Here is a 22233-nt window from a genome sequence, read left to right on the forward strand (position 1 = left end):
AAGCGAAAATTGATCTAACCGGAGGTGGTTCCCCATCTCCGGCCAATTCATTTACGGGATCGCTGCTCCGTTCACTTGAACAGCAGGGGTTGCCGCCGCAACAGTTGTGCCCTGTAGGACGGTTACAACCGTGCCGGATACCTGAACCTCGACATTGCTGCCCGCTTGGGTCAGCGTCACCGTACCCGCTGCAGGGGCAGGGCTGATCACAAGGTTTATAGTCTCGGCTGCTGGGTCCAGATCGGTGATCGTTGTCGCACTACCGGCTGCGACGGTGACCACAAAGTCATCATTGCCTGCGCCACCAGTGAGTGTATCGCTCTGATCGCCGTTCAGCAGGTCTTCTCCGTCGCCACCAACAAGCGTGTCGGCACCATCACCACCCGTCAGGGTGTCATTGCCTGCATCACCTGCAAGGAAGTCATTGCCCGCACCGCCATCAATACTGTCGAGGCCTTCGCCACCCCTGATCGTATCAAGCCCGTCACCGCCGATCAGCGTATCCGCGCCATCATTGCCAAGGATCGAGTCATTGCCAACGCCGCCAGAGACAGAGTCGTTGCCGATGCCGCCGCGCAAGGTGTCATTGCCGTCTTCGCCATCAATGGTGTCATTGCCAGCATCTCCGGAAATTACATCGTTTCCAGCGCCGCCAAGGATCACGTCAAGGCCGTTATCACCGTCAATCGTATCATTACCCGCCTGACCGTTGATGGTGTCAGAACCGTCTCCGCCGTCGATGGTATCATCCCCATCGCCCGCATCGATCGAGTCGTTGCCCGCATCACCCAAGATTGTGTCAGCACCAAAACCCGCAGAAACGGTATCAGCACCAGCCCCACCAGAGATCGAGTCGTTTCCGAGCCCGCCATCGATGCTGTCATTATCGGTGCCACCGAACATGATGTCATTGTCATTGCCACCAAACATGGTGTCATTGCCAGAACCACCATCCATCGTATCGACACCATCACCGCCCATCAGGCTGTCGCGGTCTTCATTGCCAAAGATGCTGTCATTGCCTTCGCCGCCCATCAGGGTGTCACCCCCAGTGCCGCCGCGCAAAACATCATTGCCCGCGCCACCGACCAGCGTATCTAGGCCGTCTTCACCATTGAGTTGGTCATTGCCAAAACCGCCCTCCAGAAGGTCAGAGAACTGACCGCCGAAAAGCGTATCATCGCCACCATCGCCAAACAGGCTGTCAATGCCCCAGCCACCGCGAAGCAGGTCATTTCCAACACCACCCGAGACACTGTCATTGCCTTGGTTTCCATCGATGACATCATTGCCACCAGCGCCATTCATCGTGTCATTGCCGCCGCCAAGATTGACGTCGTCAAGCAGACTGCTGCCCGTCACACTATTGGCTGTCGCCCCGAGGAAGAGGGGGCCTTCGCTGCCGTTAAGGATCAAAGGCCCAGTGGTTCCGCCCCCACCTGATGTCGTTGTCCGAGGCTGGGTATTCGTATCCGACGAGCTGTCATCATCATCGTCATCATCCAGAAAATAAAAACCCAGACCTAGCGAAAGCAGAGGTCCCAAAAGTAAAAGTCCAAGCATGTTATCCCCCGGTATACGACCCGATTGAGTGGCCCCTCGCAGCGAGAGACCTAGGTAGTCTTTGTATTGTCGCGTGCCGTTTCGGGGGGACGAGGGCTCTCGTCTTCTCCCAGCGGGGACGTGACAACACTGTTCTGGCGACTGCCCCTATTGGACCCACCGCCAATGTCCTGTCTGAGCGCTCTAGGCCGACGGCCAAGCACCCTATTCCAGCGATATCGGGGATAATTGCGACGCTTCTACATTCTGTACGAATGCCGCCAACAATCTCAGGAGAAAGGGTTTTCGCAAGACAGTCTCACCAGATTGAGACCGCTCTTTTCGGTGATGCCTGTTTCGATATCACCGCCCCCGCAGAAAGATACCGACAGACAATCAGCTTACGTTCCTATCCCCTGATGTCTGCCCAGAGAGCGGACAAACACCCACACCGCATAGCCTGATCGGGTGACCTCAATGCGCCGATAAGCGGCGCGTCAGTCTCGCTTTGGCCGCGAAAATCCGGCCGATGCGTGGTCGTACCCGTTTGACCTTTCGATCATAAGACCAAACTATTGACGCAAGTAGACCAAACTTTAGATAGGTTTTTCAAGCCTCTTCGTAATAAACCCGCAGTTTCGCTGCATTTGACCGGTTATTGTATCCTGTGGAAAAACAATGGCTTTTTACGGGTCTGATTTGCACCATTCTAGCGATTATAGCTGGGGTTTTTCTGCAACAAAAATGGCAGCTCAGCCATAATCACCCTGCGCAAACCAGCCACCTGAGGTGATTCCTCCATGCGCGAAATAGAGCCACAGCCGATATCCACGATCTGTATCCACCCGCCAGTAATCGCGCACACCCGTGCGCCATTCGGGGTCATCAAGCCACCATTCCGGCGCGATCCTCTCTGGCCCTGTGGCGCAAAGCGTGCAGAAGTCGCGCCCCCGCCAACGGAACGTAGCGGGGGGCGTTGGATCGGGCGCGGCCAAAACAGGCTCTGAGCGGAACAAAATCAAAGGCCGCGGGCGGGAGGGACGCGGCCAAGGCGTATCGGCAGGGCCAGACCATGCAGCCGCTAATGTTTTGGACGTTTTTTCAGGCACATGGGAATCAGCAGGGTGTTGACGGGTGATTGCCTCAAGCCCAACCCGCGCCCCGATGCGGCCAATCAGATCATCCAGTTCAGTGCTTTTGGTCCGCTCTGCGGCAGCATCCTGTCCACCCCGATGTTGAACCGCATGAACAGGCTCGCTCTCGCGGGCCTCAAGGCGCAGCAAATCAATACCAAAGCCAGGATCGACCACCCCGATCTTGAGCGCAAAAAGCGCGCGCACCCGATCAGGCGTATCAGCGGGGCGGGCAAGCCCGACCTCTACCTGTTGCACCCCGCCATCTGCACGGCGCAGCTCAAGCCGGAACCCGCGCGCGCCGCGCCCTTTATCGCGCAGCTTGTCACAGACCACAGGCAGCAACCGATCAAGCCCCGCCATAATATCGTCCTCCAAACCGATCGGGTCAGGGAAACTCAACCGAGCGGCGAAATGCAAAGGCGCGCGCGCAGGCGAGATCGGCTCGGGCTCCAGCCCCAAGGCCTGATCCAACCGCCTGACCAGATGCTGGCCAAAGCGCCGCGCAAGGGCCGCGCGCGGCATATCGTAAAGGTCCTCGACCCGCCGCAAACCAAGCCGCGCAAGGGCTGCGCTGGCCGCATCATCAAGCCTCAGCGCTGCAACAGGCAGCTTTGCGATGCTATGCCGAACCTGTCCGGGGGGTGAAATTCGCTGTGCCGCATTCCGTGACGTGGCGATGCGGGGCGCAGCCCCCCCTCTTTCCCAATTGCGGCGTTTAACGGCCCTTGACCGCGTGGCGCGCGCCTCTTGATCAATGGCATCCCCATTCGGGCCCGTTGCGGCCATCTCCCGCCCCGCATAACGCGCCAAGGCCCAAGCCGCGCCTGCCGTATCTGCAATGCCGCAAGACACCTCAAGGCCAAGATCAAGACAATCCGCCTCGACAATCTGCAACAGCGCCTCTTCCCCGCCAAACAGATGCGCGCAGCCCGTCAGGTCAATCATCAGCCCCGCGCGGCCCTGCTCTGACACCCAAGGCGAGAATTTTCCCGCCCATCTGCGCAATGCCGTTAAGAAACCCGCCTCCTTCGTGGGGTCTTCAAGGCGTGTGATCAGGCTGGAACACAGGCTCAGCGCATCTTGCAGGGACTGACCTGGAAACAGCCCTTTCGCCTGCGCCTCAGGGCTGACCGAGCTGAGCACACGCAAATTCCCGCTCTCTCGGACCACGGCAAGCGGAGCATCCCAGAACCGCTGCTCAAGGCGGCGAATCCGGTCCACACCAAGGCGCGGAAACCAGAGAGATAACAATCGTCGGGATGTATCGCGCTGCAAGTCGGGCATCATTTTGTTCTCTAAATGTTCTTAATATTTAGAGCGCCCGAAAGCTGGAGTCGAGTCCACTTAATCAGCGAAGTATTTGTAAAATGGCAAGCGAGGCATAGCCATCAGCCACCAAACCACGTGAGGCCTGAAAGCGGCGGATCGCATCGATTGTATTGGGGCCAATCACCCCATCAATCCCGTCAGTCGAAAAGCCCGCGCGCGTCAATCTACGTTGCAATTCCTCACGCTCGCCCCGAGACAGAGCGCGATCACCGCGTGGCCAAGCGCTTTGAAACGCAGGCCCGCCCGTGATCCTGTCTGCCAGATGCCCCACGGCAATCACATAGGCATCCGCGGGGTTATAGCGCTCGATCACATGGAAATTATCAAAGATCACAAGGGCCACACCTTGCGCGCCTGCAGGCAAAAGGATCGAAGATCGCCCGTGATCGGGGATCAACTGCCCATTGGTCAGCCGTACCCCCAAACCGTTCCAATGCGAGACATTCCGCTTGGTCCGTTCACCCGATTGAGCATAATCAAACCCCGCAGGAAGGGTGACTTCCATCCCCCAAGGCTGGCCCGTTGTCCAACCGAATTCCCGCAGGTAATTGGCCGTCGAGGCCAGTGCATCCGTCGGGTCATCCCCCCAGATATCGCGCCGTCCATCGCCCGTGAAATCAACCGCATGGTCAAGATAACTGGTCGGCATAAACTGCGTGTGCCCCATCGCCCCCGCCCATGATCCCCGCATGCGCGCAGGTGTCGTATCGCCCGATTGCAGAATACGCAAAGCCGCGATCAATTGCTGTTCGAAAAAATCGCGGCGACGGCCTTCATAGGCCAGTGTCGCCAAAGCACTGGGAATATGGGTATCCCCCCGCACAGCACCAAACGCACTTTCCAACCCCCAGATCGCCACGACGATTTCCGCCTCAACCCCATAGCGCCGTTCAATCGCGGCAAGGGTCTCGCGCTGGCGCTGTGCGGAACTGCGCCCGCTATTGATCCGGTTATCGGAGACGGCACTGTCGAGATATTCCCAAAGCGTTCGGTTGAACTCGGATTGGTTGCGATCAAGACGGATCACATCAGGCTCAAGCGATATCTCTGAAAAAGCGGCATCAATCACGGATTGCGAAATACCTGCGGCGCGCGCGCGCGGCTCGAACCCAGCCCGCCATGCTGTGAAACCAGCGCTATCCGCGCGGGCCTGAACGGGTATGGCCGCCGCTGGTCCCAAACCCTCGGCCGCAGGCCTGATGAGCGGCCTTGGGGAAATATCCAGAGGAGAGGCCATAGCAGCGGCCAGTGGCGCCCAAAGAGCCACGATAAACATTGGTACCAATTTACGCATAATGAACCTGCTCGGATCTTGTTTTTATGCGCTTTATATAGCCTGTTTTGCGCAAGATCAGAAGCAGACAGATAGAGCCTCTGCGGAACTTTGCCGAAACGGCTTATTTCCGCTTGCGCAGCTTCTTCTTTTTCAGCTTGTCCGATTTCGCCTTGGAGGCCACGAATTTACGCCGATGCGGACCCTTGCCTTTGCCGCGGCCACGACCCTCAAAAGGCTTGCGCCTCTCGCCATCGATCTCGAGCAATTCCAGCTCAAGCCCGCCTGTAACAGGCACGGCGGCGGCCAGTTTGACCACAACGCGATCACCGATGCCGATGGTCAGCCCCGTATCTGCGCCCATCAAGGTTTGCGCATCCGCATCATGGTGGAAATATTCCCGCCCCAGAGCCCGCATGGGCAAAAGGCCATCGGCCCCCGTCTCATCGAGTTTTACAAATGCGCCAAACCGCGCAATGCCCGAAATACGGCCTGAAAATTCTGCACCGACCCTGTCGGAGAGGTAGGCCGCCAAATAGCGATCTGTCGTATCACGCTCGGCCATCATCGAGCGCCGCTCGGTCTCGGAGATATGCTTGGCGGTGGCGTCCAAATCCTCGATTTCGGCAGGGCTCAGCCCATCCTTGCCCCAGCCATGTGCACTGACCAAAGCGCGATGCACGATCAAATCGGCATAGCGCCTGATCGGTGAGGTGAAATGCGCATAGGATTTCAGCGCCAAACCAAAATGCCCGAAATTCTCGGCATTGTAATAGGCCTGCTGCATGGAACGCAGGGTGGAGATATTGATCAATTCGGCATTTTCGCTGCCAGCGGCTTGCGACAAAAGCTGGTTGAGATGGCGGGTCATCAAGACCTGCCCTTTGGCCAAAGTCAGGCCACTGGTCTGGGCCACTTCGCGCAGGGATTCGAGCTTTTGCTGATCAGGCTCTTCATGCACACGGAACAACAGCGGCGTGCGCTTTTTGATCAAGGTCTCGGCGGCGGCGACATTGGCCAGCACCATGAATTCCTCGATCAGCTTATGGGCATCCAGCCTGTCACGGAACGCGACCGAGCTGACCTTGCCCTCCTCGGAAAGCTCGATCCGGCGTTCAGGCAGATCAAGATCAAGCGGCTGACGCTCGGCACGGGCGGATTTCAATGCTTCATAGGCGGCGTAAAGCGGCTTGATCACTGTTTCCAGCAAGGGCCCGCATTTCTCGCTTACATCGCCATCTTGGGCGGCCTGAACCTCTTGGTAATTCAGCGAGGCGGCCGAGCGCATCAAACCACGATGGAAGCTGTGCGATATCTTATTGCCTGCTTGGTCGACCACCATCCGCACCGCCAGACAAGCGCGCGGCACACCTTCATGAAGCGAACACAAATCCCCCGAAAGACGATCAGGCAACATCGGCACAACGCGATCAGGGAAATAGCTGGAATTGCCGCGTTTGCGCGCCTCGCGGTCCAAAGCCGAGCCCGGGCGCACATAATGCGCCACATCCGCAATCGCGACCCAGATGACATGGCCATCCTTATTCTTCGGGTCGGTATCGGGATGGGCATAGCAGGCATCATCATGATCCCGCGCATCGGCAGGGTCGATTGTGACAAGCGGCATATCCCGCATATCCTCGCGGCCCTTCACATCGCAGGGTTTGGCGGCATCCGCCTCGGCAATCACGGCGTCAGGGAAGGAATCGGGAATGCCATATTCATGGATCGCAATCAGGCTGACGGCTTTGGGGGCCGCAGGATTGCCAAGCCTGTCGGTGACCCGCGCTTTGGGCAAACCCATCCGCGCTTTGGGGCCTGCCTGTTCGGCCTCGACCAATTCACCATCTTTGGCACCGCCCGTGGCATCCGAGGCAACACTCCATTCCTTATCCGAGCCTTTAGAGATCGGCACAATGCGCCCACCTTCCGCCCCTTTGCGGAAAATCCCGAGGATTTTGAGAGGGTTGGTCCCGATGCGGCGGATCAGACGCGCAATATAAATATAGTCCTCGCCCGAAACCTCTTGCAGACGCGCAAGGATACGGTCGCCTTTGCCCAAAGCAGGGTCCGTGGCACGAGCACTGAACAGGATGCGCGGCTCGGGGCCTTCGCCAGTCCATTCCATTGGGCGACAAAAGACATCACCATTTTCGTCAGGCCCTAGAACTTGCAGGATCGAAACGGGCGGCAATTTATCAGGGTCGCGATAGGCTTTGCCACGCTTGGCCAGATGCCCCTCTTCCTGCAATTCTTTGAGGATGCGCTTGAGATCAATCCGCGCCGCCCCCTTGATACCGAAGGCTTTGGCAATATCGCGCTTGGAGGTGCTGCCCGGATGGTCAGCAATCCAATCGCGGATTTCTTTTTTATTGGGGATGCGGCTCATGGTGATGGGTTAACACGGCACCACAGGCGCGTCATGCGCAAAACACCAGAGGTGCTCAGGCGAAATAGTCGCGCAGGATACGGGAATAGATGCGCTTGAGGTCGTGGATATCCTGCATCCAGACCCGCTCATCCACCTGATGCATACGGTGCCCCACAAGGCCAACCTCGACCACGGGACAATGCGATTTCACAAAGCGCGCATCGGATGTGCCGCCAGTGGTGGAGAGTTCAGGCCTGCGGCCCGTTTCGGCCTCGACAGCATTTGACACCAGATCAGACAGGGCCCCAGGCGGGGTCAGGAAGGCTTCGCCCGAAATACGGGTCTCCATGGTGATCTCGGTGCCTGTTTCATCTGCAACACGCTCGGCCTCGGTTGTCAGCCACTCGGTCAGTGAGGCACCTGTATGGATGTCGTTGAACCGCAGATTAGCGGTCATATGCGTCTTGGCGGGGATCACATTAGAGGCCGTATTGCCCGTATCAATCGTGGTGATCGCAAGCGTGGAGGCATCAAAATGATCTGTGCCTGTGTCCAGCTCATGGCTGGCCAGACGATGCGCCAAAAGAGCGACCACAGGCATCGGGTTCAGCGCCTTATGGGGATAGGCGGAATGGCCCTGCTTGCCGCGCACCGTGAATTTCACTGTCATCGAGCCTCTGCGCCCGATCTTGATCATATCGCCCATCACCTCGGGCGAGGTCGGCTCACCGACGATGCAGGCATCCATGCGTTCGCCTTGGGCCGCCATCCAATCAAGGATCGCGATTGTTCCATCCGAAGACGGGCCTTCCTCATCCCCTGTGATGGCAATAACGACACTGCCATCGGGCGGCGTCTCGGTGACGAAATCAATCGCAGCCGCAACAAAGGCCGCAACACCTGATTTCATATCGGTGGCACCGCGCCCATAAAGCCAGCCATCCTCCATATGCGCCGAGAAAGGGGGGTATGTCCAAGCGGCCTCGTCCCCGACAGGCACCACATCTGTATGGCCGTTAAAGCCGAATGTACGTGTATTCCCGCCATTCCCCCAACGCGCAAATAGATTGGGCACGCCATTGCGATCCACGCGTGTGCAGGCAAAGTCAGCCGCCGAAAGCGCCTCCTCCAAAAGCTGCAATGCGCCGCCTTCCTCAGGGGTTACCGAGGGGCATTTCACCAAAGCAGCTGTCAAAGCTACGGGATCAACAGGCATGGAGGCTGTCCTTTAATTGCACTTATCCAGCGATAACGGCGTGGCATTTCGGGCACAAGCCGCTCAATGACCAAGCTAGTTCAAGCCAAAGAATTAAAAATGGTTAACAGCGCTGAGCCAGTCGTGTAGCGTGTTGGTATAAAAATAAGCCGAGGCAGGCGAGCGGTAAAATCCGCATGGTATTTAGTTTTGACGATCTGACACGCAGATAAGCGTGCTGTTGTCACGTATGAGCGACTGTCATCCTCGGCCATGAGGCATGGGTATGATATGGCGACCGCTCAGGAATTGCCAATAAACACAGGCGCATCAGCGCTACAGATGGCACTGGAGATTTTCGGTGACAGCGTGACCGTGGTCGACGCTGACTATCGAGGTGACGCCGGTTCCTCGGGCATCTGGACAGATGGCGACGCCATAGCGCCCGGCGTTACCCCATCAGATACTGGTGTGATGTTTTCCACGGGCCGGTTGACGAGCTTCACCAATGCCTTTGGCGATCCGAACCGAAGCGCCAGCACCAGCTCGAATACAAGTGGCATCAATAATGATAGCGACTTCAACACGCTGGCTGGTCGCTCGACCTATGACGCCTCGATCCTTGAGGTGGATTTCATCCCGACGACCTCGGTCTTGAGCATGCAATTCACCTTCGCCTCCGAAGAATACCCTGAATATGTCGGCTCGATCTTCAATGATGCTGTTGGCATCTGGATCAACGGCGTCGAAGTCGGCTCGCCTGTGTTTTCGATCGCCGATATCAACTCGGTCAATGGCGGCGCGAATGAGACGCTTTATGTCGATAATACGGGCGACGACTATAACACGGAAATGGACGGCTTTACCGTCACCTTGAATGTTACAATTCCCGTGAATGTCGGCCAAGTGAACTCCCTCAAACTCGGCATCGCAGATGTCGGAGACTCCTCTTACGATTCCACCCTGCTTGTCGCAGCGGGTTCTATTCAGGGTGATGTCATCGCGAATAATGACACGGGCTCCGTCTATCACGGCCATACGCTGACCCTTGATGTTTTGGCCAATGACACGGCGGGCATGTCGGTGACCCATATCAACGGTCAGGAGATTTCCACAGGTGGCACGGTTACCTTGTCATCGGGGCATGAAATCGAGCTTTTGTCCGATGGCAGGCTTGGCGTTACGGCTCCAAACTCGAACTCCACTGCGACTGAAACCCAGAATTTCAGCTACACGGCCGAAACAGCTTCGGGCATCAGCGACTCGGCTTTCGCGACCATCACCACGATCCCCTGCTTTACGCGCGGCACACATATTCTGACCCCTCATGGCTACGTTCCAGTGGAAGATCTTACCGTCGGGCAAATGGTCGAAACGCAAGACCATGGCCCACGTCCAATCCGCTGGATCGGCACCCGTACGGCCAAAGCGGAAGGCCCCTCTGCCCCCATTGTGATCGAGCAAGGCACCTTTGGCCTTCACAAAAGACTGGTCATTTCACCGCTACACCGGATCCTGATTTCAAATGTCCAAGCCGAACTTCTTTTTGGAGAAGACGAGGTACTGATCGCGGCCAAAGACTTGGTCAATAATGTCAGCGTCTGGGTCAAGGAAGGCGGCAATGTGGAGTATTTCCACATCCTATTCGACCAGCATGAAATCATCTGGTCCGAGGGCCTGGCCACCGAGAGCTTGTTTCCCGGCGCGCAAACACTTGCCGCCTTTGACGAAGCAACCCGTGAGCGGTTGTTCAGCCTGTTTCCTGCACTCAACCCGTCCTCGGGCCAAGGCTATGGCGACACTGTGCGCCTGCCGTTGAAATCATTTGAAGCAAAGGTGGTTTTTGGATGAGCCCCGCACCTTTGACATATCTTCAATCCAAACGCTCGCGCGCAGTGATCCTGCCCAAAACGCGGCCGTGGCGGGGGATGCGCCCATGAGCTGGATTTCCGTTTGGAATGCTGCGGGACATCAGGTTGTCCATGATACAAAGGCCCTGTCCTTGGCAGCGGCTGCGCGCGAAAACACAACCTTCCTAATCGAAGGCAGTTTGGCAGGTAAATCTGACAAGCCCGTGCGGGTTTGGGCAGGGCAAAGCGGCGATCTCTCTTTTCAGGTGTACCGTATGCCTGATGGAGCACTGCAATTCCTGCATCGCGGCTTGAATGCAAAAACTGATCCTGATCTGATTGGGCCAAATGACAGCTTCAAGATCATCTATTCAGCCAGCGCCAATCCGCGGGGCAGCAGGATCGAAATCCACAACTTGGTGACCCATCAAAACGCCACCATCGCGCCCTATCAGGGCGAGGTGCATTGTCTGGAAGATTTCCTGCCCGCCAAATCCAGCTTCTTCAAATGCATGACAGTCGTCGCCCTTGCGGATCACAACCTCTCGGCGGCCAGCACGCCCGCCTATGGTGAAGGCACGCTGATCAACACGCCTGCAGGCCCGATCGCTGTTGAAGACCTTGTGCCTGGAATGATCGTGGATGGGCTTGTTTCTGGCCCGTCTCGCATTCGTTGGTGCGGGCATCTTGATATGCTTGGCATTGGGTCAACCGCGCCTCTTTTGGTCCGCGCGCCCTATTTCGGCTTATCCCATGATATCCATGTCTCGCCGATGACCCGCATGCTTATGCAGGGCAGCACGGTCGAGTATCTGACAGGCAAGGAAGCCATTTTTGCGCGGGCCGGTGACATGGTGAACCGGATTTCGGTGATCAAGGATCAAACCCTGCCCGTTCGGCGGATGTATCAGATCATGACCGATGATCATGATTGCGTAACCGTCGGCGCTTGCCATATGGAAACGGCCCTGCTCGGCGATATTCTTGGCGGCCAAGGGGATGCGCTTGCGCGGCCGATGATCTCCGATCTCGAGCCTGTCTTTGAAACGATTGACCGCGCAACAGCCCAAACCCTGCAAGCCATGCAGGCCGAGACCCGCCGCGTCGCCGCCTAAGCCTAGCGCGCCAAGGCGATCAAGCCGCCAATATCAAGATGCTGTTCCATGTGATCGGCCAAAGCATCCAAAATATACTCCAACTCGGCCGAATAACTGAGGCCCGAGGCCTGCCCGCCTAACATGTCCAGATAACTGGCGCGAAAGGCGTCATTGGCAAAAAGACCATGGAGATAGGTGCCCATCACACGACCATTTAGCGAATGCGCACCGTCAGGTGCCTGACCGAGCATCGCAAAAGGCCGCGCGCAATCGGGGCCGAGCGTCTGGCCCATATGAATTTCATATCCTGCAAACCCCGTCCCGCTTGGCACATGCACAGCATCCGAGACCGCAAGGCGTTTGGCGGGGCTCATGACCGTCTCGACATCAAGAAACCCCAGACCTTTGGTTTCGCCGCTCGCGCCATCCACGCCGTTAGGGTCGCGTACGATCTGGCCGAGCATTTGATAGCCGCCGCAAATTCCCAGCACATGCCCCCCGCGCCGAATATGGGCAGCGAGATCAATATCCCAGCCCTGCGCGCGTAAAAACGCCAGATCGCCGCGCGTGCTTTTCGATCCTGGAAGGATCACCAGATCAGCATCGGCTGGCAGCGCACGGCCAGGGCCAAGCATGGTCAGCCTTACGCCACTCTCCTGCGCAAGCGGATCAAGATCATCGAAATTCGCGATCCGCGACAGGGCAAGACACACAATATGCAGGCCATCGCGATGCGGGGCGCGGTTGAGGTCAATTGCATCCTCGGCAGGCAATTTCCACGCGTCATGAAACCATGGCAAAACGCCAAAACCGGCCCAACCCGTCTTGGCCGCGATATAGTCATATCCATCATCAAACAGCCGTGGGTCACCCCGAAATTTATTGATGAGAAATCCCTGAACCATCGCGGCATCAGCAGGGTCAATCACCGCTTGGGTTCCCACGATCTGGGCAATCACACCACCGCGATCAATATCGCCCGCCAGAACAACGGGCACTTTTGCAGCCAAAGCAAAGCCCATATTGGCGATATCGCGAGGCCGCAAATTGACCTCGGCAGGGCTGCCCGCGCCTTCGACGATCACCAGATCATGGCCCGCTTTGAGGCGGTTGAAACTCTCAAGAACCGCGTCCATCAATTTCGGCTTGAGCGCACCGTAATCAGCGGCCTCTGCGCGTGCGATGCGCTTACCCTGCACCACAACCTGCGCGCCCGTATCGGTTTCAGGTTTGAGAAGCACAGGATTCATATCAGAAACAGGCTCTAAACCGCAGGCTAGAGCCTGTAATGCCTGCGCGCGGCCAATCTCGCCGCCATCGCTGGTGACGGCCGCATTATTCGACATGTTTTGCGGCTTGAATGGCGCAACCTTGATCCCGCGGCGCTTTGCAGCGCGGCAAAGGCCCGCCACCAACATCGATTTCCCGACATTCGAACCTGTGCCCTGGATCATCAATGCAGGCATTGGCGGCCTAGAACTCCACGCCTTTTTGGGCGACCACGCCTTGCGATTTGAAAGGATGCTTGATCTCGGTCATCTCGGTCACGAGATCAGCAATCTCGATCAATTCAGGCTTGGCGTTGCGACCCGTCAAAACCACATGGGTCATTTCGGGTTTCTCGGTGCTCAGAAACTCAACGATCTCGTCGATCGGCAGGTAATCATAGCGCAGCGCGATATTGATCTCATCCAAGACAACCAAGCGCATCTCGGGGTCGCGGATCATCTCCTTGGCCTGCTCCCACCCATTGCGCGCGGCCGCGATATCCCGCTCACGATCCTGCGTGTTCCAAGTGAAACCCTCGCCCGAGACGACGAAGCGGCATTCATCGGCGAAATTATTGCGCAACAGCTCTTTCTCGCCAGTGATCCAAGTGCCTTTGATGAATTGGACAACACCGCAGGGCATCTTATGGGCAATGCAGCGCATGATCATGCCGAAGGCGGAGGAGCTTTTGCCTTTGCCGTCGCCGGTATGAACGATGATCAAACCTTTCTCACGAACGGTTTTCTCTTTCATCATCTCGTGACGTTCGGCCTTGAGCGCCTGCATCTTCGCCTTATGGGCGGCATTCACATCATCCGTCACGCTTATCTCCTTCGAAAAACGGCGTCATCTGCGCCACAATGACCGAGTTCTCTTCCAAGGCCCGCGCCATCAATTCGCGTTCATCGGCTTCAATCTCATGGCCCAAATCCTCACGCTCGCTCAGCGTGCCGTATCCTGTGACATCCAGTGGGTTCAAATCCGCCTGTTTGAGAACCGCAACCGTCTCGCGCACCGCCTCGGCCTCATCGACGCCAGAGGCATAGCACAAAAGGGCGGCACCGGTGGCGCCTTTGGGCAAACCATCCTCGGCCTTGCGGCCAACTTCCACCAAGAGGGTATAAACCTCCTGCGGGCGCTTCTTGGGTTTTTCTTCACTCATATCGGCGGGATGCGCGAGGGCGGCGGCCAAGTCAAGGGACGTCCCCGATCATTTGGATGACATAGATCAATGTGCGCAGGGCAATCAGCGCTTAAAACCAGCTTAAACAACCGTCAAAAGGAGAGAGTCTGATGACTGTCAATGAAGGTAAACTCGACAGAGCTGTCCGCATTGTGTTAGGGCTTGCGCTGATCGCTATGGTCTTTATCGGGCCGCAAACGCCTTGGGGCTGGGTCGGTATTGTCCCGCTGCTGACAGGGCTTGTTGGGTATTGCCCGCTCTATTCGATCTTCGGCATCAATACATGTGCGATGAAATCTTGATCTGATCCTTTCGGGAAACCCGTTTCCCTGCCTCGCAAACCCGTCTATCTTGGGCGCAATCAACAAGCAGTCCAACACACCAGAGGCAGTGTGGCCCGAAAAACGAGCAAATCGCGCGCGAAGACCCAGCGTTCCTCCCCGACGATATGGCAACGTATCGCGCGGTTGCCGCGCTTGGCGTTGCGCGTGGTTCTGGGCTTAACTGGTTTCATGCTGGTTTGGATCCTGCTCTACGGATTTTTACCCGTTCCAACGACAGTCTATATGTTGCAGGAAAGCTATCGCCTTGGCGGAGTTGAGCGGGACTGGGTCCCGATCGAGGATATCGCGCTTGATCTTCAGCGCTCGGTCGTGGCGGCAGAGGATGCGAATTATTGCCTTCATTGGGGCTTTGACATGGATGCCATCCGCGATGCGATCGAAGATGGCGGCACTCGCGGTGCCTCTACGCTCAGCCAGCAAACCGTCAAAAATGCGTTTCTCTGGCATGGCCGCAACTGGACACGAAAAGCCCTAGAGGCCCTGATCACCCCCGTGATGGAAGGCATCTGGTCCAAGCGGCGCATCCTTGAGGTTTATCTCAATATCGCTGAATTTGACGAAGGCGTCTTTGGTGCCGAAGCCGCCGCTCAACATTATTTCGGTGTCAGCGCAGCCGAGCTGAGCGCTGTTCAAGCCGCGCGTCTGGCCGCCGTTCTGCCTGCCCCGCAGGACCGATCCGCCGCAACCCCAACCCCTTGGCTTGAGCGCCGCGCAGCCAGTATCCGCGATGGGGCAGAAACGATCCGCGCAGATGGCCGCGATAGGTGTTTTGCGAATTGAATTTCCCCCCGCCACAATGCAGAACAGCTCAAAGGCCCATAGTAACGAGCATCACATGACCCGTTTATACCACTTCCCTCTTTCTCCCTTTTGCCGAAAAGTCCGCCTTGTGCTGGCCGAGAAGAAGATCGAGGTTGAGCTGGTTGAAGAGCGTTACTGGGAAAACAACGCGGAATTCATGCGCCGCAATCCCGCTGGCAAGGTGCCGATTCTCAAGATTGACGGGCTGTTGCTGAGCGAAAGTCAGGCCATTTGCGAATATCTCGAAGAGACGGTTCCAACCCCTGAACTGATGCCGAAAAACCCCAAAGAGCGCGCCGAGACACGGCGCCTGTGTTCTTGGTTCGATGACAAGTTTCACCATGATGTCACCAAGAACCTCGTCTATGAACGGGTCAATAAAAAGGTCATGCGCGCAGGCTATCCCGATGGCAAAGCCATCAAAACGGGGGCCACCCAGATCAAGTTCCACCTCGATTACATGGCGTGGCTTCTGGATCATCGCCGCTGGTTGGCGGGGGACCGCATGACCATGGCCGATTTCACCGCCGCTGCGCATTTGTCCTGCCTTGACTATATCTCAGATGTGGATTGGAACCGCTCCGAGATCGTCAAGGATTGGTATGCCAAGATCAAATCCCGCCCCGCGTTCCGCTCGATCCTTGCGGACCAGCTATCGGGCTTCCCGCAACCTCCCCACTATGCGAATCTCGACTTTTGACAGATCTGAAACGCGCTCTTGAGACCGAGGCTCGCAATGCGGGTTTCGCCAAGATGGGCGTGTGCAGACCAGATGCGGTGCCCCAGATTGCAGAACGTCTGGCGGAATTTGTGGCGCGGAACCGCCATGGCCAGATGGCTTGGATGGCCGAACGCATGGATTGGCGCGGCGACCCGTCAGCGCTTTGGCCTGAGGCAAAATCGGTCATTATGCTGGCCGAACCCTATTCCCCTGACACCGATCCGCTGGAGGCCATCGAGAAACCCGATTGCGCCACGATCAGTGTCTATGCGCAGAATAGAGACTATCATGATCTGGTGAAAAAGCGCCTCAAACGCGTGGGGCGCTGGTTGTTGGAGCAAGCGCCCGAGCATCAAATCAAGGTTTTCGTCGATACAGCCCCCGTGATGGAAAAGCCGCTGGCGCAAGCGGCGGGGCTTGGCTGGCAGGGCAAACATACCAATCTTCTGGCGCGCGATTTGGGCAATTGGTTCTTTCTCGGTGCGATCTTCACAACCGTTGAGTTTGCGCCAGACACGCCCGAGATTGATCACTGTGGCAGCTGCACATCCTGTCTGGATATCTGCCCCACCAATGCATTCCCCGCGCCCTTTCAACTCGATGCGCGGCGCTGCATTTCCTATCTGACGATTGAACATAAAGGCCCCGTTGACCAAGATCTGCGCGCGCTGATGGGCAATCGTATCTATGGCTGTGATGATTGCCTTGCTGCCTGCCCATGGAACAAATTCGCGCAAGAGGCGCATGAGATCCGCTATAAAGGGCGCGAAGACCTGCAATCCCCCGCGCTCGCGGATCTGGCCAAACTGGATGATGCTGGCTTTCGGGCGAAATTCTCGGGCTCACCAATCAAAAGGATCGGACGGGACCGATTTATCAGGAACGTGCTTTATGCGATTGGAAATAGCGGCGATGCACGCTTGAAACCCGTTGCATCGGGGTTGATGAATGACCCTGATCCAACCGTTGCGGATGCGGCGGTTTGGGCCTTTGGGAGGTTGCCATGATCTTGTTGAGCTTCGGGCACGGCTATTCCGCGCAAGCCTTGGAACGCCTTTTGCTGCCCTTAGGCTGCGAGATTATCGGCACCACACGTTCGCCCGAGAAGGCGAAAGAAATGGAGGCCCGAGGCATCACCGGGCGCCTTTTCCCCGGCACCGATCTCAGCGCTGATCTGGCCCGCGCGACCCATATATTGATCTCGGCAGGACCAAACGAGGCGGGTGATCCCGTTTTGACCGAGGCACGTGACGCCATTTCCAAGGTAGCGGGCAGCAAGACATGGCTCGGCTATCTCTCAACCACAGGCGTTTATGGCGATCATGCTGGCGGTTGGGTGGATGAAACCACCCCTCTCACCCCCTCGACAGAACGTGGTCGCGCGCGCGTCAAAGCCGAGGCCGCGTGGCAGGATTTGGCCAAAGCCACGGGCGCGCGCCTTCATATCTTTCGCCTCGCTGGCATTTACGGGCCAGATCGGGGGCCATTTGCCAAGGTCCGCAACGGCACTGCGCGCCGCATTATCAAACAGGGTCAGGTTTTCTCGCGCATCCATGTGGAGGATATCGCGCAGGTTTTGCTGGCCTCGATGCAAGCCCCGAAAGCTGGTGCGATCTATAATCTATGCGATGATAATGCCGCCCCCCCTGAGGATGTCATTGCCTATGCCGCCGAATTACTGGGCCTGCCCATCCCACCAGCGATCAAGTTCGAAGAGGCCGATCTATCGCCGATGGCGCGGAGTTTTTATGCCGAGAGCAAGCGAGTTCGGAATACTCGGATCAAGGAAGAGCTTGGCGTGACATTGCGCTATCCTGATTATCAAACAGGGCTTCGCGCGCTTCTTGCCCAAGAGGTTACGTGAATGTCACTTGCCGCATTCTGCAAATCAGGTATCACCGTTGCAAAACTTGATACGGGCAGTGGTTCTTAATGCGTATTTTGCGGTTCTTGCTTTTGGCTTGCTTGGTGATGACGGCTTCGGCCTGCTCATCACGTTTCATCAGTTATGACGGGCCAGAAGTGACCCGCATCGAAGTGCATAAAAGCAGCCGCATGCTTTACCTGCTGCATAATGATGACATCCTCGAAGCCTATGAGTTCGAATTGGGCTTCGCGCCTGAAGGCCATAAGCAATTTGAAGGCGACGGGCGCACACCCGAGGGGCGGTATTACATCGACCGGCGGAACCCGAATTCGAATTATTACCTGTCAATCGGGATCAGTTACCCAAATGCGACCGACCGCGCTTTTGCGGCGGAGAACGGGCGCTCTGCGGGCGGGGATATCTTTATTCACGGCACCACGCGCCCTTTCCGCGGGCGTGATGATTGGACGGCAGGCTGTATCGCCGTCTCCAACCCTGCGATGCGTCAGATTTATGCCATGGTGCAAAACGGCACCGTCATTGACATCTACCCTTAAGGTCTAGCCACGCGGCGCGTTGGAAGGCCCTGCATTGCCGCCATCGCCAACAACCATCGTCCACCAGATCTTGCCGTTCTCTTCTTGGAAAAACGCAAAGCCAAGATCACGCGCACGCGGATCAGTGATCACTTGGCGCGTATCGGTCTGCTGCATCCATGCGGCAACTGTCTCAAGCTCGGATTCGTAGGTTTCCGAAATATTTTCGCCCAGAACAGTGCCCGAATACCCCACGCGCCGCGCCCGATCGATGGGGGAAGACCCGTCCGAGCCGAAATGCCAAGGACGGTTTTGAACAGCCATATCGCGCGAATGCGTGGCAGCGGAGGCGTTCAATTCAGCATTGAGCTGCATCGGTTGCCCACCCGCGGCCGCGCGCAAGGAGTTCACCGAATCCAGAACGCGGAACTGAATGCGCGCTGTATCGTTGGGATTGATGCGGTAAATCACGGGAAGCGGCAAACCATCAGCACCCAAACGCGGGCTTGGCGCAGTTCCCACGCAAGCTGTCAGGCCCATGCAGGCCATTGAGGCAAAAAAGGCACGGCGTTTCATTAGGCTGCTCAAATTATGGTTTTTCTTTAAAACTGGATACATCCGCAGATGCAGCCAATCAAACACAACTGGCATTTTTTTGCCGTTATGACGCTGCTTTGATTTGCGACAGAGGCTCCGCGGCCATATTTTGCCATCAAAAGCGGGCACAAGACCCCGACCGGAGGCAGATAATGACGAACCATATTCCCAAGCGGCTTTCGCGCCGCCTATTCATTGGGTCTGGCATGGCCGCCAGTTTGAGCACGCCTGCCATTGCCCAAAATCTAGGCCAAACCACAGAACTCGAAAGCGATGTCTCGCAATCCGTGCGCCATAACATCTCGAGCTTCCGGACGTTGAATTGGCAGCCCTATTTCAGCAACACACAAAATGGCGCGATTTTGGTCGATATCACGTCGCGTGCCCTGCATTTCTGGAGCGAAGACCAGTCAATCTATCGTCTTTACCCCACATCCGTTCCAATGACCGAAGATCTGACACGCCGCGGCAGAACCGTGATCACGCGACGCGTTGATGGCCCCGATTGGAGCCCAACCCCCGCCATGCGCGAGCGGAATCCCGAATGGCCCGATTACATCCCGCCTGGTCCGGATAATCCGCTCGGAACACATGCTTTGCACTTGGATTGGCAGTATTATCGCATCCATGGAACCCATGACACGCGCAAGATCGGGCGGCGCTCATCGAATGGCTGCATCGGGCTCTACAATGAACATATTGCAGAACTTTACAATTTTGCTCGCATTGGCACACAAGTGTTGCTAATTTGACGACATATTTTACCGCGTCGACTTTGCGGTATTTTCGTGGCATTGCAATAAGTCAGAATTGCTGCTTAAAACCTCTCACGAGGTACAGTCTTGGGTGCCCCACTGTGCGCAATAACGCGTTAAAGGGGCGTATCTTGGAGGATATATACTATGAAAAAACTTGCTCTCGCCGCTGTTATTTCGGTTGCTGCTACTGGCGCTTATGCCGGTGGTGTTGCCGAGCCAATGATGGAACCAGTTGTTATCGCTGAGGACACTTCGTCTTCCGCAGGTGGCATCATTGTTCCAATCCTGGCACTGATCCTGTTGGCTGCTGCTGCATCCAGCTAATCAGACAGCATTGTCTATCAGAAAGGCGGCACCTTCGGGCGCCGCCTTTTCTATGTCCAACGTCGCGATTTTGCGTTGATCAGGTCGAAAGACCCGTTTCAGCGGCAATCGCAGCGCGTGATTTACGCGCACGCTCGGTTGCTGATTTCAGCTGACCGCAAGCCGCCATAATATCTTCACCGCGCGGCTTTCTGATCGGGCTGGCATAGCCTGCTTTGTAAATGACGTCGGCAAAGCGTTCGATTCGTTCCCAATCCGAGCGGGTGTAAGGCGTACCTGGCCATTCATTGAACGGAATAAGGTTGATCTTGGCTGGAATGCCTTGGATCAGCTTGACCAATCGGCGGGCATCCTCATCGCTGTCATTCACATCCTTCAGCATCACATATTCAAAGGTAATACGCTCGGAATTCGAGGCTTTTGGATAGTCGCGCAGCGCATCCAGCAAATCCGAAATCGGCCATTTCTTGTTAATGGGGACCAGTTTGTCACGCACCTCATCGGTCGTGGCATGAAAACTAACCGCCAGTAAACAACCAATCTCGGTCGCGCATTTGGCAATTTCAGGCACAACGCCCGAGGTTGAAAGCGTGATCCGGCGGCGGCTCAGGCTGATCCCTTCTGGGTCCATCGCGATCTTCATCGCATCGCGTACCTGATCGAAATTATAAAGCGGCTCCCCCATGCCCATCAGGACGATATTGGACAAAAGACGCGGTCGGGCATCAGCACCTTCACCTGGAAGGGGCCATTCCCCAAGATCATCGCGCGCGACCATGATCTGGCCGACGATCTCGCCAGCGGTCAGGTTTCGCACCAGTTTTTGCGTGCCTGTATGGCAAAAAGAACAGGTCAAAGTGCAGCCAACCTGCGAGGAAATGCACAGCGTCCCGCGATCTTCTTCAGGAATATACACCGTCTCAACCTCGTGACCGCCTGCGATACGCATCAGATATTTCCGCGTGCCATCCAATGAGACCTGCTTGGACACAACTTCAGGCAACTCGATCACGAAATTCTCGGCCAATTCAGCGCGGTAGGCCTTGGCAAGGTTCGTCATGACCTCAAATTCGCGCACACCCCAATGGTAAATCCACTGCCAGATTTGGCCCGCGCGCATCTTGGCCTGCTTTTCAGCCGTGCCATGGGCGATCAGGGCCTCGCGCAACTGGTCACGGGTCAGCCCCACCAAATTCACGCGATCCCCTTCGGGTTTTTTGCGTGGAATGGTCAGATAATCCTGCGTGATGGGGGCGCTGGTCGTCATGGCTCAGAATCCTTTGGAACGCGCGGACACATATATGCATCCGCGCCTTGACGCAAACCCAAGCTGTTTGTCGGGGTTAACCGCTGCAGCGCTGTTCCGCATCTTCAACCGCTGCGGTGAAGCCGAGCAGCGAGAATGTATCCTGCGTCTGGGTTCCACGGCTTGATCTTGCCGTCAGCACCGCTTCGGACCCACGCTTCATCGCTGTGATGATTTGCTGGTCTTCCTGCTGCGATGCAGCCCAACCCATCTCGCCATCGGTGAACAGCTCGAAGCTGGATGAGCCGATTTGCATATTCACGGTCGAGCCTTCGGCAAAAGGATAGCCGCCTGTAAAGGAGACCTCACCCAAGCGATCCTGCTGTGGCCAGAAGCTGACAAACATCAAAATCTCACCACGGCGCACGGCGACAACGCGACCGTCGCGGGTGTTAACCGTTTCACGTGGTGTCGAGACGACCCAGCATTGTGTCGGGTCATCTTCAACGAAAACCGACCAATCGGTTTCGGCATTCACGCGGTTTGTAGACTGCTCCTGCGCATGCCCCACAAAGCCTGTCAGGGAAATCGCCGATCCAAGTAGCGTTGCCACAACCAAATTTTTCATAGTTCGAACAGCCTCCAGCCGATACTGCCTCTGTGCCCCGCATGCCTATTGTCATTTTGCCTGTTTTGGCATCGGGCAATTCTCATTGCATGACGCAGATTAACCTGAAACACCTCAATGGTAAAAGCCCCACAGGCGGAAAATCGCCATTCTGTGATGAGGAGAC

21 protein-coding genes are annotated in these 22233 nt (G+C 56.7%); 10 read left to right on the forward strand and 11 right to left on the reverse strand.

Annotated features, from left to right (window positions below):
- Window positions 1–51: 51 nt before the first annotated feature.
- The 5 genes from ACTYEO_RS05790 to dapE all read right to left on the reverse strand — a co-directional run bounded on the left by ACTYEO_RS05790 (window position 52) and on the right by dapE (window position 8867).
- Window positions 52–1563, reverse strand: coding sequence for a calcium-binding protein (locus ACTYEO_RS05790; protein ID WP_449322769.1), 1512 nt, complete (start codon window positions 1561–1563; stop codon window positions 52–54).
- A gap of 731 nt (window positions 1564–2294) precedes the next feature.
- Window positions 2295–3965, reverse strand: coding sequence for a Y-family DNA polymerase (locus tag ACTYEO_RS05795; protein WP_449322770.1), 1671 nt, complete (start codon window positions 3963–3965; stop codon window positions 2295–2297).
- Between the two features lie 61 nt (window positions 3966–4026).
- The gene (locus tag ACTYEO_RS05800; RefSeq protein ID WP_449322771.1) at window positions 4027–5301 is read right to left on the reverse strand and encodes a lytic murein transglycosylase; all 1275 of its coding nucleotides are present in this window, start codon (window positions 5299–5301) and stop codon (window positions 4027–4029) included.
- A 103-nt stretch (window positions 5302–5404) separates the two neighbouring features.
- Window positions 5405–7669, reverse strand: coding sequence for a ribonuclease R (gene rnr, locus ACTYEO_RS05805; RefSeq protein WP_449322772.1), 2265 nt, complete (start codon window positions 7667–7669; stop codon window positions 5405–5407).
- 55 nt (window positions 7670–7724) lie between these two features.
- A complete protein-coding gene (gene dapE / locus ACTYEO_RS05810) occupies window positions 7725–8867 on the reverse strand; it encodes a succinyl-diaminopimelate desuccinylase (protein ID WP_449322773.1) in 1143 nt (380 codons plus the stop codon).
- Between the two features lie 270 nt (window positions 8868–9137).
- Between dapE and ACTYEO_RS05815 the strand changes: the two genes are divergently transcribed.
- Window positions 9138–10697 carry a Hint domain-containing protein gene (locus ACTYEO_RS05815; protein WP_449322774.1) on the forward strand — a complete coding sequence of 520 codons (1560 nt, stop codon included), beginning with the start codon at window positions 9138–9140 and terminating at the stop codon, window positions 10695–10697.
- A gap of 85 nt (window positions 10698–10782) precedes the next feature.
- Window positions 10783–11811, forward strand: coding sequence for a Hint domain-containing protein (locus tag ACTYEO_RS05820; RefSeq protein WP_449322775.1), 1029 nt, complete (start codon window positions 10783–10785; stop codon window positions 11809–11811).
- 2 nt (window positions 11812–11813) lie between these two features.
- Here ACTYEO_RS05820 and ACTYEO_RS05825 read toward each other — a convergent pair whose 3' ends face one another.
- The 3 genes from ACTYEO_RS05825 to ACTYEO_RS05835 are packed head-to-tail and all read right to left on the reverse strand — an operon-like array spanning window position 11814 to window position 14224.
- On the reverse strand, window positions 11814–13259 hold the full coding sequence (locus tag ACTYEO_RS05825) for a cobyric acid synthase (RefSeq protein ID WP_449322776.1): 1446 nt from the start codon (window positions 13257–13259) through the stop codon (window positions 11814–11816).
- A gap of 7 nt (window positions 13260–13266) precedes the next feature.
- Complete coding sequence (gene cobO, locus ACTYEO_RS05830) at window positions 13267–13884, reverse strand: cob(I)yrinic acid a,c-diamide adenosyltransferase (protein WP_449322777.1); 618 nt, start codon at window positions 13882–13884, stop codon at window positions 13267–13269.
- Window positions 13874–14224 (reverse strand): hypothetical protein, encoded by a 351-nt coding sequence (locus tag ACTYEO_RS05835; protein ID WP_449322778.1) that lies wholly within the window; start codon window positions 14222–14224, stop codon window positions 13874–13876. Before ACTYEO_RS05835 ends, cobO begins: the two co-directional genes overlap by 11 nt.
- A gap of 131 nt (window positions 14225–14355) precedes the next feature.
- Between ACTYEO_RS05835 and ACTYEO_RS05840 the strand changes: the two genes are divergently transcribed.
- From ACTYEO_RS05840 to ACTYEO_RS05865, 6 genes are all read left to right on the forward strand, one after another.
- Window positions 14356–14547, forward strand: coding sequence for a YgaP family membrane protein (locus ACTYEO_RS05840; protein ID WP_449322779.1), 192 nt, complete (start codon window positions 14356–14358; stop codon window positions 14545–14547).
- A 210-nt stretch (window positions 14548–14757) separates the two neighbouring features.
- Complete coding sequence (gene mtgA, locus ACTYEO_RS05845; protein WP_449322780.1) at window positions 14758–15369, forward strand: monofunctional biosynthetic peptidoglycan transglycosylase; 612 nt, start codon at window positions 14758–14760, stop codon at window positions 15367–15369.
- A 55-nt stretch (window positions 15370–15424) separates the two neighbouring features.
- On the forward strand, window positions 15425–16090 hold the full coding sequence (gene fzlA, locus ACTYEO_RS05850; RefSeq protein WP_449322781.1) for an FtsZ-binding protein FzlA: 666 nt from the start codon (window positions 15425–15427) through the stop codon (window positions 16088–16090).
- Entirely contained in the window at window positions 16087–17118 is a 1032-nt protein-coding gene (gene queG / locus ACTYEO_RS05855; RefSeq protein WP_449322782.1) for a tRNA epoxyqueuosine(34) reductase QueG, read from the forward strand. The genes fzlA and queG overlap by 4 nt, the downstream gene beginning before the upstream one ends.
- On the forward strand, window positions 17115–17975 hold the full coding sequence (locus ACTYEO_RS05860; RefSeq protein WP_449322783.1) for an SDR family oxidoreductase: 861 nt from the start codon (window positions 17115–17117) through the stop codon (window positions 17973–17975). Before queG ends, ACTYEO_RS05860 begins: the two co-directional genes overlap by 4 nt.
- Window positions 17976–18043: 68 nt before the next feature.
- Window positions 18044–18535: a L,D-transpeptidase family protein gene (locus ACTYEO_RS05865; RefSeq protein ID WP_449322784.1), complete on the forward strand. Its 492-nt coding sequence runs from the start codon at window positions 18044–18046 to the stop codon at window positions 18533–18535.
- Between the two features lie 3 nt (window positions 18536–18538).
- On the opposite strand, the gene ACTYEO_RS05870 is transcribed toward ACTYEO_RS05865, so the two are convergent.
- Window positions 18539–19090 (reverse strand): CAP domain-containing protein, encoded by a 552-nt coding sequence (locus ACTYEO_RS05870; RefSeq protein ID WP_449322785.1) that lies wholly within the window; start codon window positions 19088–19090, stop codon window positions 18539–18541.
- 173 nt (window positions 19091–19263) lie between these two features.
- Here ACTYEO_RS05870 and ACTYEO_RS05875 point away from each other — a divergent pair, with 173 nt between their 5' ends.
- Both ACTYEO_RS05875 and ACTYEO_RS05880 read left to right on the forward strand, forming a co-directional pair.
- Window positions 19264–19863, forward strand: a complete 600-nt coding sequence (locus ACTYEO_RS05875; RefSeq protein ID WP_449322786.1) for a L,D-transpeptidase — start codon at window positions 19264–19266, stop codon at window positions 19861–19863.
- Between the two features lie 150 nt (window positions 19864–20013).
- The gene (locus ACTYEO_RS05880) at window positions 20014–20193 is read left to right on the forward strand and encodes a hypothetical protein (protein ID WP_449322787.1); all 180 of its coding nucleotides are present in this window, start codon (window positions 20014–20016) and stop codon (window positions 20191–20193) included.
- Between the two features lie 79 nt (window positions 20194–20272).
- Here ACTYEO_RS05880 and rlmN read toward each other — a convergent pair whose 3' ends face one another.
- Both rlmN and ACTYEO_RS05890 read right to left on the reverse strand, forming a co-directional pair.
- Window positions 20273–21460 carry a 23S rRNA (adenine(2503)-C(2))-methyltransferase RlmN gene (rlmN, locus tag ACTYEO_RS05885; protein ID WP_449322788.1) on the reverse strand — a complete coding sequence of 396 codons (1188 nt, stop codon included), beginning with the start codon at window positions 21458–21460 and terminating at the stop codon, window positions 20273–20275.
- Window positions 21461–21536: 76 nt separating this feature from the next.
- Window positions 21537–22067 (reverse strand): invasion associated locus B family protein, encoded by a 531-nt coding sequence (locus tag ACTYEO_RS05890; RefSeq protein WP_449322789.1) that lies wholly within the window; start codon window positions 22065–22067, stop codon window positions 21537–21539.
- Window positions 22068–22233 lie beyond the last annotated feature (166 nt).

The sequence above is a fragment of the Rhodophyticola sp. SM2404 genome, assembly GCF_053570515.1.